This window comes from Streptococcus massiliensis DSM 18628, from assembly GCF_000380065.1.
Classification (GTDB): Bacteria; Bacillota; Bacilli; order Lactobacillales; family Streptococcaceae; genus Streptococcus; species Streptococcus massiliensis.
Genome location: NZ_KB904442.1, coordinates 25,451 through 38,639 on the forward strand (window position 1 = coordinate 25,451; position 13,189 = coordinate 38,639).

Consider the following 13,189-nt stretch of genomic DNA (forward strand, 5'->3'; position numbering starts at 1 on the left):
AGTGTTGAATGAATTTACATTTGGCACTTTTTTATCTTTAGTGTTCCTTTGACTTTCTTTTATTGAGAGCTTAAAATAGAATAAAAGAGAGGTTTTGCTATGAAGAAAATCGATGTATTTGCTCATGTTTTACTGCCAAATTTTTATCAGAAAATGCTTAAAATTGAGCCGCAGTTACCAGAGCTTTTTCCCTTTATTCAACATCCACATTTACAAGATTTTGAACTTCGGCGGAAATTTTGGGATGGTGAGACCAAACAGATCATATCCTATGTCAATGTCAATCCCGAGGATTATCTTGAACCAGATGATGCTGCGAAACTGTGTGCTTTTGCCAACCAAGAAATGCTAGAAGCAGTTGATCATCACTCGGATATGTTTCTTGCAGGCGTGGCCATGGTGCCAATGAATAACCAAGAGGCTGCTTGTGCCATTGTTGAGCAAGTTTCTAAAAGCACTAGCATAGTCGCTATTCAGCTCTTTACGCGCGCTTTGGGAAAGAGTATTGCAGATCCAAGCTTTCGTCCTGTTTTTGAAACCTGTGCTCGTCTAAACGTGCCTATTCTACTGCATCCAGTATTTGATGAACGCAAACCTGACAATAACATCGTTTTTAGTTGGGAATATGAACTAACACAAGCTATGCTCCAGTTAGTACAGGCTGGAATGTTTAAAGAATTCCCTAATCTTAAGATTATTGTTCATCATGCGGGAGCCATGGTGCCATTTTTCGCTGAGCGGATTCATCATATTTTACCAGCGGAGCAAGCACTGGATTTCAAAAAATTCTATGTAGATACCGCTATCTTGGGCAATCCAAAGGCGTTGGATTTGGCTGTTGATTACTACGGAGCAGAACATGTTCTGTTTGGAACAGATGCTCCTTTGGGAATTGCACCAGCCGGCTCAACAGAAGCGATTTTGCAGGCCATCGACCAAATGGATATTACGAGTGAAGAACGCTTATCTATTTTGTCTGGCAATGCTGAACGTATTTTCTTTTAGGAGGTCATCATGAAACCAACCATCCATTTTTTTGAGTTAACGTATGATGTAGAACATTATCCAATGTTTAAAGAAGTAGGAAAAGAAAATCTTCTCACTTCACATGAAACAGAGCCTGGAACCCTTGCTATGTATGCAAGTCACCTTGCTACTGATAAAAATTGCGCCCGAGTTTTTGAAATCTATGAAAACGAGGCAGCCTACGAAAGTCATCGGCAATCTCCACAATTTCAAAATTATGTCAAAACAGCTGGTTCACTTTTGATGGAGCGGCTAGCCTATGACTTAGTACCCGAACTTTTACTTGAAAAAGACCAGCCTTTAGTTGAAACGACTGATCGTGAACTAACTGTTAAACTGGCCAAGCTAACCTTGAAAGCAGATCAAGTTGATCAGTTCCGTAAAGTCGTTTTTGCAGAAATGAAGGCTGCCATTGATAAAGAAGCAGGAGTCCTTGCTATGTATGCTACTCATGTGGCAGGACAAGAAGAACACTGGATTTTCTTTGAGGTTTATAAAAATAGTGCAGCTTACGATTTTCACCGTGAAACGCCTCATTTTAAAGAATATATTTCAAAAACAGCCGATATGGTGCTAGATAAATGTTTGATCAACCTTGTCAATGAAACAGCTGTTAGTAAGGGTGGATTGCGGCTCGAAAGAGGTAGTTAATGAAAGAAGAATTACTACATAAATTAAGCAGTAAATCAGCTCCTTATACCATGGACGAACTGGCTTGGCTTTTGGAGCATATCGGTGATCCTGATCCAGAAGTGAGAGATGAGCTGGTTTATCAGAGCCTGACCAAAGGAATCATAGAAGCATATTTTACGATTGACCAGCTGCGATTTTTAATGGCTGAAAGTCGTAAGCGTGAACTGTTAAGAGCTAGAAGTGTTTTGACCCGATCTTTTACTTGTCTTCTGTATTCAAATCTTTTGGAGGTAGATGGTGATGTAACCACTCCCTTTGTTGGATTTTTAGAAGCTGATGACCGCAATTTTCTCTTTGCAGCAGCTATTTCTTACTTAGTAGATGAAAAAGATTGGGTGGGTTATGATGCAAAAAATGGCTGGATTCACGCCCATGCACATGGAGCAGATTTTTTAGTCGCTGCGGTAGTTCACCCTGACTTTCCAACTGAAAAGTGGACTTCTATTATGACAATTTTGAAAGAGACTTTTCTGAATTTACCTTTGCGTCCTACAAATGGAGAAGAGTGGCGTTTAGCGCGTGTACTTTATTTACCCATTTATCAAAAAAGGTTGGAACAAGAGCTAGTTGTCACTTGGCTTGCGAGCTTAAATTTTCCACTTGTTACACCTCTAGATTATCAACGATATGAAACTTTTTGCTCTTTTTTACTTGATATTTATCTTCAAGTTAATAAAGAAAATCAACTTTCAAAAAGTCTAAAAATAGGAATCGAGAACTTTATTCAGTATTGAGCTGATACTTCAAAAGTGATATAATCACTCTGTAAAGATAAAAACACAGAGCAGAGCTCTCTGGTTGGTAGTCCAGAAGTACATAAAGATGTACTAGTAACCTTCCTCCTTGGTCGTCCCTTCTTTACAGTAACTTTAAGGAGGCTTCATGACAATGAAGAAGGTGAGTATGAAACTCAGTGTGTTTTTCGAAAATCCTTTTTGGGTTGGGCTGTTTGAGCGCGAAGAGGCTGGGAATTTGTCTGTTTGTCGTTATGTTTTTGGTGTAGAACCCAAAACAAATGAGATTTATCGATTGATTTTACAAGATTTTGTGGATTTAGATTTTAGTCCGACAGTTGAAGTGACTGCCAAGGAAAAGCGAGTGAATCCCAAACGCATGCAAAGGGAAAATCAAAAGGCAATGCAGCAGATGACAACTAGCACTAAAGCGCAGGAGGCATTGCAAGCTCAATTAGCTTTTAAAAAGAAAAAGAAGCATGAGCTTAGTAAAAAGCAAAAACAGTGCGAGAAAGACCATCGATTTCAACTCAGACAAGAAAAGAAAAAAGAGAAACACAAGGGGCATTGACCTTTATGCTTCTCTTTTTATATTTCAAAAGTTGACAATGCTTCTTTAAATTCAGTTGCCAGGTGTTTTTCTTTGTAGGTTTTAAATTCAGATAAATCTCTGATAGCTTTAAAGCGTTTGGGCAAGTGATACATCTTATCAATCTGATACTGTGGATATTCTTTAAAGAAGTCAGAAACTAGTTGCCATTCGCGTTGATAGCCGAGAGGTCTACAGTGATAGTTTATGCCGTCAATTGTAGTTAAGGGGAATCGGTGATGAGTGTGGCCAAAAACCACATCTGTGATAGGATATTTTCGGAAAAGATCATGCCAATGTGAGCTACCTAAAAAGGCATTGAAACGCTCAAAATAAGGATGTTGAAGGGTAAACCGTTCATGTGGAACGAAGTGAGTAGCAAGAATGATCGGGCCCTCGATTTGTTTTAGTTGCTCGTCTAATTCTCGCAAGAGGCGTTCGGTGATTTCCTTATCTGTTCCCACACGCTCTAGGCGTCTATCAAACCAATAAAGTTGTTTATTTTTTAGGTGTTGTTCTTCAGAAAGTGTAGGAACAAAAGTGTAATCATACCAACCAGTAAAACTGACCAAACTAAAGTGAGGAAATTTTTTTACAGAAAATTCTTGCGAACGAATCTGGTTTTCAGTCATTCCTAACATATCGTGGTTTCCAATATTGAAGGAAAGCTCAAAATGCTGGTTCAAGGTCTGCAAGAAATCTTGGCTCAACCTGTAGAAATCATTTGAAATGTCGCCGGCTAAATGCAAATGCTGGATATTCTCTGCCTGCAAGGTTTCTATCAGGATTTCCGTCTCAAAATTTTTAAACTGATTGGAATCAATATGTAAATCACTCATAATTGCTAGTTTGGTCATGGCTCTAGTGTAGCATAAATTAGACTGAAAAGCTTGTAATTTGACAGGTGGATGATTGTGATAGAATAAGTCAGAAGATTACAGGTTAAAGACAAAGTTAACAATTCCCTAACGTGAAGCCTCAATGCTTGTTCATTTGTGAAAATTATTTTAGAATAGATAAATGATTTGCTCTTAGCAGTCGCAAAAACAGTTAATTTATGATAGAATAAAATGATACTAGAAAAGAGGTACTTTATGGATAACGCAGAAATTCGCCAAAAAATTGATGCTAACCGTGAAAAATTAATGTCCTTTAGGAGGTCTCTTTGACTTAGAAGGCTTGGAAGAAGAAATTGCTATCTTGGAAAATAAGATGACCGAGCCTGACTTTTGGAATGATAATTTGTCAGCCCAAAAGACCTCGCAAGAGCTAAGTGAACTCAAGCAGACCTATCAGAATTTTCAGCAGATGACTGACCTTTTTGATGAGTCAGAAATTCTCTTGGAATTCTTGGCAGAAGATGATTCTGTCAAAGGAGAGCTAGAGGAAAAATTGCTGGAGCTAGAAAAGCTGATGACCAGCTATGAGATGACCTTGCTGTTATCAGAGCCTTATGATAGTAACAACGCCATTCTGGAAATTCATCCCGGCTCAGGCGGGACAGAAGCTCAGGACTGGGGCGATATGTTGCTGCGCATGTACACGCGTTTTGGCAATAGCAAGGGCTTTAAAGTGGAAGTCTTGGATTATCAGGCTGGTGATGAAGCAGGAATTAAGTCTGTCACCTTGTCCTTTGAAGGACCACATGCTTATGGTTTGCTCAAGTCAGAAATGGGCGTGCACCGCTTAGTGCGTATCTCACCTTTTGACTCAGCAAAGCGCCGTCACACCTCCTTTACATCAGTCGAAGTCATGCCAGAACTGGATGACACGATTGAGATTGAAGTTCGTGACGAAGATGTAAAAATGGACACATTCCGCTCGGGTGGAGCTGGTGGACAAAATGTCAACAAGGTCTCAACAGGTGTTCGCCTAACCCATATTCCGACAGGAATTGTGACCCAGTCAACGGTCGACCGCACTCAGTATGGCAACCGTGACCGAGCTATGAAGATGTTGCAGGCTAAGCTCTATCAATTAGAGCAAGAAAAGAAAGCTGCCGAAGTGGATTCGCTCAAGGGTGATAAAAAAGAAATCTCTTGGGGAAGCCAAATTCGATCTTATGTGTTCACGCCTTATACCATGGTCAAAGACCACCGTACCAACTACGAAGTAGCGCAGGTGGACAAGGTTATGGACGGAGAGTTAGACGGCTTTATTGATGCCTATCTCAAATGGCGAATTAGTTAATGTTAGAAAGGAAAATGATTTCAAATATGGCAATCATTGATATGAGAGATGTTGTCAAAAAATATGACAACGGAACAACAGCACTTCGCGGAGTGACTGTTACCATTCATCCAGGAGAATTTGCCTATATCGTAGGACCTTCTGGGGCGGGAAAGTCGACTTTTATTCGTCTGCTTTATCGTGAAATTAAACTGGACAAGGGGAGTTTGCAAGTAGCAGGTTTCAACCTTGCGAAAATCAAAAAACGGGATATTCCTATGCTTCGTCGTAACGTTGGCGTAGTCTTTCAGGATTATAAATTGCTTCCTAAAAAGACGGTTTATGAAAATATTGCTTACGCTATGGAAGTTATCGGAGAACGCCGTAGCCACATAAAAAAACGTGTTATGGAAGTTTTAGATTTAGTCGGTCTAAAACATAAAGTTCGTTCTTTCCCCAATGAACTTTCAGGTGGAGAGCAGCAACGGATTGCCATTGCGCGTGCCATTGTCAACAATCCAAAAGTGCTGATTGCCGATGAGCCGACAGGGAACTTGGACCCAGATAATTCTTGGGAAATCATGAATCTCTTGGAGCGGATCAACCTGCAAGGAACGACCGTTCTCATGGCGACTCACAACAGCCAAATTGTAAATACACTTCGTCACCGCGTTATTGCTATCGAAAATGGGCGCGTGGTGCGCGATGAAGCGGAAGGAGAATACGGATACGATGATTAGTAGATTTTTCCGTCACTTGCTAGAATCGCTCAAAAGCCTCAAGCGAAATGGTTGGATGACCGTTGCAGCTGTCAGTACGGTGATGATTACCTTGACCTTGGTTGGAATTTTTGTATCAGTTATTTTGAATACAACAAAGTTAGCAAGCGATATTCAAAAAAATGTTCGTGTAGTTGTTTACTTGCGAGCTGATACAGCAGATAATAGCAAAACGATTGTTAAGGACGGGGTAGAAGGACCTAATGAAAACTACCATAAAATTTATGATGCACTTAATAAACTTTCAGACGTTGATAAGGTGACTTTTTCTAGCAAAGAAGAGCAGCTTAAAAAGTTAACAGAGGTCATGGGTGATGACTGGAAACTATTTGGTGGTGATGCAAATCCGCTCTACGATGCTTATATCGTTGACGCGACGTCGCCAGAAAAGGTCAAGTCCGTCTCTGCTGAAGCTAGAAAGATTGAAGGCGTTTCTGAGGTTCAAGACGGTGGAGCCAATACTCAAAAACTGTTTGCCTTGACCAACTTTATCCAAGTTTGGGGAATGGCTTTGGCAGGTTTATTGGTATTTGTTGCAGTCTTTCTCATTTCAAACACTATTCGAATTACGATTATTTCGCGCAGCCGAGAAATTCAAATTATGCGTCTGGTGGGGGCTAAAAACAGTTATATCCGTGGTCCATTCTTGCTAGAAGGAGCCTGGTTGGGTCTGCTTGGAGCAGCCATTCCAGCAACACTAGTTTTCTTCCTTTACGACATGATTTATAAATCCTTTAATCGTCCGCTGATTGAGCAAAATCTATCCATGATTAAGCCTGATTTATTTGTACCACTCATGATTGCCTTTTTGTTTGTAGTCGGAATTATCATCGGTGCAATTGGCTCCTCAATTTCCATGCGACGTTTCTTGAGGATTTAGATAGAAGCAATAAACAAAATTTGGGGATAAATAAGCCTGCAACTTATTTATCCTATTTTTTATATCTGAATTCTTAATCAAAAGGTAGACGAGTATTATTTTATGAACTTTTAATGTATTTTTACAATATGAAAGCGTTTTTATGTTATAATATTATTATCTAATATAAATTTATTCAAGAGGACAGTTTTATGAAAAAACCATATTCAATCGGTCTTGACATCGGTACAAACAGTGTGGGTTGGGCAGTTGTAATGGAAGATTACAAAGTACCTTCCAAAAAAATGAAAGTTTTGGGAAATACAGATAAGCAATCAATCAAGAAAAATCTGATTGGTGCTTTGTTGTTTGATAGTGGTGAAACGGCAGTAGAACGGCGTTTGAATCGTACTACAAGTCGGAGATATGATCGACGCCGCAATCGTATTCGTTACTTGCAACATATCTTTGCAGAAGAAATGAATAGAGCGGATGAAAACTTTTTTCACCGTTTGAAAGAAAGTTTCTTTGTAGAAGAAGATAAAACCTATTCAAAATATCCAATTTTTGGTACTCTTGAAGAGGAAAAGAATTATCATAAAAATTATCCAACTATTTATCATTTGAGAAAGACATTGGCTGATACACCTGATAAAATGGATATCCGTCTCATCTATCTTGCCTTGGCTCATATTATCAAATACAGAGGTCATTTTTTAATTGAGGGGGATTTGGATATTGAAAATATTGGTATTCAAGATTCTTTTAAGTCCTTCATAGAAGAATACAATACTCAATTCGGGACAAAACTTGACTCGACTACTAAAGTCGAAGCAATCTTTACAGAAAATTCTAGCAAGGCAAAAAGGGTAGAAACGATTTTAGGCTTGTTCCCAGATGAAACTGCTGCAGGTAATTTGGATAAATTCTTGAAACTGATGCTTGGCAATCAGGCGGATTTTAAGAAAGTTTTTGATTTAGAAGAAAAAATAACTCTCCAATTTTCAAAAGATAGTTATGAAGAAGATTTAGAACTATTACTATCTAAGATTGACGAAGAATATGCAGCTCTATTTGATTTGGCAAAGAAAGTTTATGATGCTGTACTATTATCTAATATTTTGACTGTCAAGGAAAAAAACACAAAAGCTCCACTCTCTGCCTCTATGATAAAGCGCTATGAAGAGCATAAAGACGACTTAAAAGCCTTTAAACGTTTTTTCAGAGAGCGGTTACCTGAAAAATATGAAACAATGTTTAAAGACTTGACTAAGCCGAGCTATGCAGCTTATGTCAGCGGTCTGTATAAAAAAGATGCTAAGAGAGGTTTGGTGCCAACTTCCAAGAGAGTAACTGAAGACGATTTTTATAAATTTAGCAAGGGATTATTGATAGATGTAGAAGGAGCAGAGTATTTTCTTGAAAAGATAGAGCGAGAGGATTTCTTACGCAAGCAACGTACCTTTGACAACGGAGCTATTCCAAATCAGGTGCATGTAAAAGAATTGCAAGCTATTATTTTAAATCAAAGTAAATATTATCCTTTTTTAGCAGAAAATAAAGAAAAAATTGAAAAAATTTTGACTTTTAGAATTCCTTATTATGTAGGGCCTTTAGCAAGAGGAAATAGTTCTTTTGCCTGGCTTCAAAGAAAGTCAGATGAAGCCATTCGTCCTTGGAATTTTGAGCAAGTTGTTGATATGGAAACTTCAGCTAGTCGCTTTATTGAACGGATGACTTTGCACGATCTTTATTTGCCAGATGAGAAAGTGCTACCGCGCCACAGCCTTATTTATGAAAAATATACAGTCTTTAATGAATTGACCAAAGTACGATTTACACCAGAAGGTGGCAAAGAAGTCTATTTTTCAAAAACAGACAAGGAAAACATTTTTGATTCATTATTTAAACGCTATCGAAAAGTTACTAAAAGAAAATTGAAAGATTTTATCGAAAAAGAACTAGGATATGGTTATATAGATATTGATAATATTAAAGGAGTTGAAGAACAATTTAATGCTTCTTATACAACCTATCAAGATTTACTGAAAATTATCGGTGACAAAGAATTTCTAGATAACGAAGAAAATAAAGATTTATTGGAAGAAATCATCTATATTCTGACAGTCTTTGAAGACCGGAAAATGATAGAAAAGCGCTTGAGCGAACTTAATATTCCTTTTGAGAATAAGATTATTAAAAAATTAGCTCGGAAAAAATACACTGGTTGGGGCAATTTATCAAGGAAATTGATTGACGGTATTCGGAACCGTGAAACAAATCGAACAATTTTAGGGCACTTAATTGATGACGGCTTCAGTAATCGTAATCTGATGCAGTTAATCAATGATGATGGCTTGGATTTTAAAGAAATCATTAGAAAAGCACAAACGATAGAAAATATTGATACCAATCAGGCGTTAGTGAGCTCACTTCCGGGCAGCCCTGCTATTAAGAAAGGGATTCTCCAAAGTTTAAATATTGTAGACGAAATTATTGCGATAATGGGATATGCTCCTACTAACATTGTTATAGAAATGGCTCGAGAAAATCAAACAACTCAAAAAGGACGGGATAATTCCGCCCAACGTTTGAAAAAAATCGAAGACGGAATTAAGCTTTTAGGTAGTGATTTACTGAAACAAAATCCGATCCAAGACAATAAAGACTTACAAAAAGAAAAACTTTTCTTGTATTATATGCAAAATGGAATTGATTTGTATACAGGTCAACCTTTGAACTGCGATCCAGATAGCCTTGCCTTTTACGATGTTGACCATATTGTTCCACGAAGCTATATCAAAAACGATTCCTTTGACAATAAAGTTTTAACAACTTCAAAAGGAAATCGCAAAAAACTTGATGATGTTCCTGCTAAAGAAGTGGTTGAAAAAATGGAGAACACATGGAGAAGGCTTCATGCTGCTGGACTGATTAGCGATATTAAATTATCTTATCTGATGAAAGGAGAGTTAACGGAAGAAGATAAGGCTGGATTTATCAGGAGACAACTTGTTGAAACGCGACAAATTACCAAGCATGTTGCAAGACTATTAGATGAGAAACTCAATCGCAAGAAAAATGAGAACGGTGAAAAGTTACGAACTACAAAAATTATCACTTTAAAATCCGTTTTTGCTTCTCGTTTTAGAGCCAATTTTGATTTATATAAACTTCGTGAGCTAAATCATTATCACCATGCACACGACGCTTATTTGAATGCTGTTGTAGCGCAAGCCCTTCTTAAAGTCTATCCAAAATTTGAAAGGGAATTAGTTTATGGAAGTTATGTAAAAGAAAGTATTTTTAGTCGTAAGATTAGTGCGACCGAACGAATGAGAATGTACAATAATATCCTCAAATTTATTTCTAAAGACAAAAAAGTCGATCAGGAAACAGGAGAAATTGTTTGGGATAAAAAAGAAATTGAAAATATCGTTAAAAAGGTTATTTATTCTAGTCCGGTAAATATTGTCAAAAAACGAGAAGAACAATCAGGCGCTCTCTTTAAGCAATCCAATATGGCAGTAGGTTATAATAATAAACTTATTCCACGCAAGAAAGATTGGTCTGTTGATAAATATGGGGGCTTTATTGAACCAGCTGAAAGCTACTCTTTAGCCATTTTCTACACAGATATAAACGGTAAAAAACCTAAGAAAAAATCTACAATCATTGCCATTTCAAGAATGGAGAAGAAAGATTATGAGAAAGAACCAGAACGATTTTTAGCTCAAAAAGGTTTTGAGCGAGTTGAGAAAACAATTAAACTTCCTAAGTATAGTCTGTTTGAAATGGAAAAAGGGCGTCGTAGACTTTTAGCAAGCTCAGGAGAATTACAAAAAGGCAATCAAGTTTTGCTTCCAGAGCATTTGATACGACTTTTATCTTACGCTAAAAAGGTTGATGTGCTCGTCAAATCAAAAGATGATGACTATGATTTGGAAGAGCATAGAGCAGAATTTGCTGAATTATTAGATTGTATAAAGAAATTTAATGATATGTATATTTTGGCGTCTAGCAATATGAGTAAAATTGAAGAAATTTATCAGAAAAACATTGATGCTCCGATTGAAGAAGTGGCTAGATCTTTTGTTGCTCTTTTGAATTTTACAATGATGGGAGCCGCTACCGATTTCAAATTCTTTGGTCAAATAATTCCTAGGAAACGCTATCCTTCAACAACTGAATGCCTCAAATCCACTCTCATCCACCAATCGGTTACGGGTTTATATGAGACACGAATTGATTTGAGTAAGTTGGGGGAAAACTAATGGGTTGGCGAACGGTTGTCGTAAAGACACATTCAAAACTTTCTTACAAAAATAATCATTTGGTTTTTAAAGATGCCTATCAGACAGAGTTAATTCATCTGTCTGAGATTGACATCTTGCTTTTGGAGACGACTGATATTGTTTTGTCCACCATGCTCATTAAGCGATTAGTTGATGAGAATATCCTAGTCATCTTTTGTGATGATAAGCGTTATCCGACGGCTTACTTAATGCCCTATTATGCCCGCCATGATTCTAGTTTGCAATTAAGTAAGCAAATTGCTTGGCCAGATGAGATAAAAGCCGAAGTTTGGACAAACATTATTGCTCAAAAGATTATCAATCAATCTATGTATCTTGGAGAGTGTGGCTTTCTTGAAAAATCTCAATCAATTATTGATTTGTATCATAGTCTAGAATTATTCGATCCTAGTAATCGGGAAGGTCATGCGGCGCGTATTTATTTTAATACATTATTTGGAAATGATTTTAATCGTGACCAGGATAATGAGATTAACATTGCTTTGAATTATGGCTATACCTTGATATTGACGATGTTCGCTCGTGAAATCGTGGTTTCTGGTTGTATGACTCAATTTGGTTTGAAACATGCGAATCAGTTTAATCAGTTCAACTTTGCTAGCGACATAATGGAGCCTTTTCGTCCAATCATTGACCGCATTGTTTATGAGAATAGAAACAGTCCTTTTACAAAAATAAAAAGAGAATTGTTGACGATTTTTTCAGACACCTTTATTTATGACGGTAAGGAAATGTACCTTTCCAACATAGTCAGTGACTACACTAAAAAAGTAGTGAAAGCTCTCAATAATGAAGGGAAAGGAGTTCCTGAGTTTAGGATATGAGTTACCGATATATGCGAATGATTTTAATGTTTGACATGCCTGTTGATACGGCAGATGAGCGAAAAGCCTATCGAAAATTTAGAAAATTCCTTATTGATGAAGGATTTATCATGCACCAATTTTCAATTTATAGCAAATTGTTATTGAATAATTCAGCAAATACGGCTATGCTTGCTCGTTTGAAAGAACACAATCCCCAAAAAGGGAGTATCATCTTGTTGACAGTGACCGAAAAGCAATTTTCAAGGATGATTTATTTAAGTGGTGAAAAAGATATGTGTATCGCTAATTCGGATTCCCGCTTGGTCTTTTTAGGAGAGGATTTATCGGATGAAACTTAATTTTCCCTTGCTCGATGCACCGATTTCGCTGGATAAGACAACTTTTTTGGTGTTGAAGGACCAAGTTGTTTTTGCAAATATTGTGAAGCAAGTCTATCAATATTCTGAAGAGAGTGAACTTAAAATTTTTGATAAAGATTATCAGTCCTTAAAAGAATCAGAAGTGATGCTTGTCAGCGATATTTTAGGTTTTGAAGTTAATTCTAGTTCAGTTTTAAAAATCATTTATAGCAGTCTAGAAGAGCAGTTGAACGAAAAAACTGAAATCAAGTCAGAAATTGAGCGGTTGAGCTCAAAAATTACCGACTTAATTGCTTTTGAATGTTTAGAAAATGAATTGGATTTAGCATATGATGAAATAACGCTTTTAGAACTAGTTAAAGCTCTTGGGGTCAAAATAGAGACCCAAAGTGATACTATTTTTGAGAAATGTCTTGAAATTATTCAAGTTTTTAAATATTTAGCTAAAAAGAAATTGCTCATTTTTATAAATAGTTGTTCTTTCTTTTCAAAAGAAGAAATGTCGCACATAGTTGAGTATATTCAGTTAAACAATATACATGCTTTGTTTATTGAACCGAGAGAAATCTATGATTTTCCGCAGTATATCATGGATGAGGATTATTTCTTAATGGCAAAAAATATGATATAATTATAATAACTAAAAGTTTATTGGGACTAATTCAGGCTGAAGTCTAGCTGGGACGAATAGCGCGATTACGAAATTTTGTAGAAAAAATCATTCTACGAGGTTTTAGAGCTGTGTTGTTCTGAATGGTTCCAAAACCACAAAACTCGCAAACACTTTCCAAGTTGCGTTTTAGAGCTGTGTTGTTCTGAATGGTTCCAAAACTGGACG

Annotated in this window: 12 protein-coding genes; 11 read left to right on the forward strand and 1 reads right to left on the reverse strand. The window is 37.1% G+C overall.

The features are described from left to right. Positions 1 to 99 precede the first annotated feature (99 nt). The 4 genes from A3I3_RS0109665 (at position 100) to A3I3_RS0109680 (ending at position 3,024) form a co-directional block, all read left to right on the forward strand. The gene (locus tag A3I3_RS0109665) at positions 100 to 1,005 is read left to right on the forward strand and encodes an amidohydrolase family protein (protein WP_018372484.1); all 906 of its coding nucleotides are present in this window, start codon (positions 100 to 102) and stop codon (positions 1,003 to 1,005) included. 9 nt (positions 1,006 to 1,014) lie between these two features. Further along, a complete protein-coding gene (locus tag A3I3_RS0109670) occupies positions 1,015 to 1,677 on the forward strand; it encodes a putative quinol monooxygenase (protein WP_018372485.1) in 663 nt (220 codons plus the stop codon). Beyond that, positions 1,677 to 2,453 carry a DUF2785 domain-containing protein gene (locus A3I3_RS0109675; RefSeq protein ID WP_018372486.1) on the forward strand — a complete coding sequence of 259 codons (777 nt, stop codon included), beginning with the start codon at positions 1,677 to 1,679 and terminating at the stop codon, positions 2,451 to 2,453. The genes A3I3_RS0109670 and A3I3_RS0109675 overlap by 1 nt, the downstream gene beginning before the upstream one ends. A gap of 148 nt (positions 2,454 to 2,601) precedes the next feature. Next, positions 2,602 to 3,024, forward strand: a complete 423-nt coding sequence (locus A3I3_RS0109680; protein WP_018372487.1) for a YjdF family protein — start codon at positions 2,602 to 2,604, stop codon at positions 3,022 to 3,024. A 17-nt stretch (positions 3,025 to 3,041) separates the two neighbouring features. Here the strand turns inward: A3I3_RS0109680 and A3I3_RS0109685 are convergent, their stop codons facing one another. After that, on the reverse strand, positions 3,042 to 3,899 hold the full coding sequence (locus tag A3I3_RS0109685) for a metallophosphoesterase (RefSeq protein ID WP_018372488.1): 858 nt from the start codon (positions 3,897 to 3,899) through the stop codon (positions 3,042 to 3,044). A 237-nt stretch (positions 3,900 to 4,136) separates the two neighbouring features. On the opposite strand from A3I3_RS0109685, the gene prfB reads away from it, so the two are divergent. The 7 genes from prfB (at position 4,137) to csn2 (ending at position 12,982) form a co-directional block, all read left to right on the forward strand. Then, a protein-coding gene (gene prfB, locus A3I3_RS0109690) for a peptide chain release factor 2 (protein ID WP_115275948.1) occupies positions 4,137 to 5,232 on the forward strand; the annotation gives its coding sequence in 2 pieces (ribosomal slippage) (positions 4,137 to 4,208 and positions 4,210 to 5,232; 1,095 coding nt in all). Positions 5,233 to 5,258: 26 nt separating this feature from the next. Further along, positions 5,259 to 5,951 (forward strand): cell division ATP-binding protein FtsE, encoded by a 693-nt coding sequence (gene ftsE, locus A3I3_RS0109695; RefSeq protein ID WP_026129775.1) that lies wholly within the window; start codon positions 5,259 to 5,261, stop codon positions 5,949 to 5,951. Next, the gene (gene ftsX, locus A3I3_RS0109700) at positions 5,944 to 6,870 is read left to right on the forward strand and encodes a permease-like cell division protein FtsX (protein WP_018372491.1); all 927 of its coding nucleotides are present in this window, start codon (positions 5,944 to 5,946) and stop codon (positions 6,868 to 6,870) included. The genes ftsE and ftsX overlap by 8 nt, the downstream gene beginning before the upstream one ends. A 191-nt stretch (positions 6,871 to 7,061) precedes the next feature. Further along, positions 7,062 to 11,123, forward strand: coding sequence for a type II CRISPR RNA-guided endonuclease Cas9 (gene cas9, locus A3I3_RS0109705; protein ID WP_018372492.1), 4,062 nt, complete (start codon positions 7,062 to 7,064; stop codon positions 11,121 to 11,123). After that, entirely contained in the window at positions 11,123 to 11,989 is an 867-nt protein-coding gene (gene cas1 / locus A3I3_RS0109710) for a type II CRISPR-associated endonuclease Cas1 (protein ID WP_018372493.1), read from the forward strand. Before cas9 ends, cas1 begins: the two co-directional genes overlap by 1 nt. Beyond that, positions 11,986 to 12,330: a CRISPR-associated endonuclease Cas2 gene (gene cas2, locus A3I3_RS0109715; RefSeq protein WP_026129776.1), complete on the forward strand. Its 345-nt coding sequence runs from the start codon at positions 11,986 to 11,988 to the stop codon at positions 12,328 to 12,330. Before cas1 ends, cas2 begins: the two co-directional genes overlap by 4 nt. Beyond that, complete coding sequence (gene csn2 / locus A3I3_RS0109720; RefSeq protein WP_018372495.1) at positions 12,320 to 12,982, forward strand: type II-A CRISPR-associated protein Csn2; 663 nt, start codon at positions 12,320 to 12,322, stop codon at positions 12,980 to 12,982. Before cas2 ends, csn2 begins: the two co-directional genes overlap by 11 nt. Positions 12,983 to 13,189 lie beyond the last annotated feature (207 nt).

Excerpts from the sequence above, each read along its gene's own strand:
- A3I3_RS0109670 (WP_018372485.1), top strand. The coding sequence starts at position 1,015 with ATGAAACCAACCATCCATTTTTTTGAGTTAACGTATGATGTAGAACAT.
- A3I3_RS0109675 (WP_018372486.1), top strand. The coding sequence starts at position 1,677 with ATGAAAGAAGAATTACTACATAAATTAAGCAGTAAATCAGCTCCTTAT.
- A3I3_RS0109685 (WP_018372488.1), bottom strand. The coding sequence starts at position 3,899 with ATGACCAAACTAGCAATTATGAGTGATTTACATATTGATTCCAATCAG.
- ftsX (WP_018372491.1), top strand. The coding sequence starts at position 5,944 with ATGATTAGTAGATTTTTCCGTCACTTGCTAGAATCGCTCAAAAGCCTC.
- cas9 (WP_018372492.1), top strand. The coding sequence starts at position 7,062 with ATGAAAAAACCATATTCAATCGGTCTTGACATCGGTACAAACAGTGTG.
- csn2 (WP_018372495.1), top strand. The coding sequence starts at position 12,320 with ATGAAACTTAATTTTCCCTTGCTCGATGCACCGATTTCGCTGGATAAG.
- ftsE (WP_026129775.1), top strand. The coding sequence starts at position 5,259 with ATGGCAATCATTGATATGAGAGATGTTGTCAAAAAATATGACAACGGA.
- A3I3_RS0109680 (WP_018372487.1), top strand. The coding sequence starts at position 2,602 with ATGACAATGAAGAAGGTGAGTATGAAACTCAGTGTGTTTTTCGAAAAT.
- cas1 (WP_018372493.1), top strand. The coding sequence starts at position 11,123 with ATGGGTTGGCGAACGGTTGTCGTAAAGACACATTCAAAACTTTCTTAC.
- A3I3_RS0109665 (WP_018372484.1), top strand. The coding sequence starts at position 100 with ATGAAGAAAATCGATGTATTTGCTCATGTTTTACTGCCAAATTTTTAT.
- cas2 (WP_026129776.1), top strand. The coding sequence starts at position 11,986 with ATGAGTTACCGATATATGCGAATGATTTTAATGTTTGACATGCCTGTT.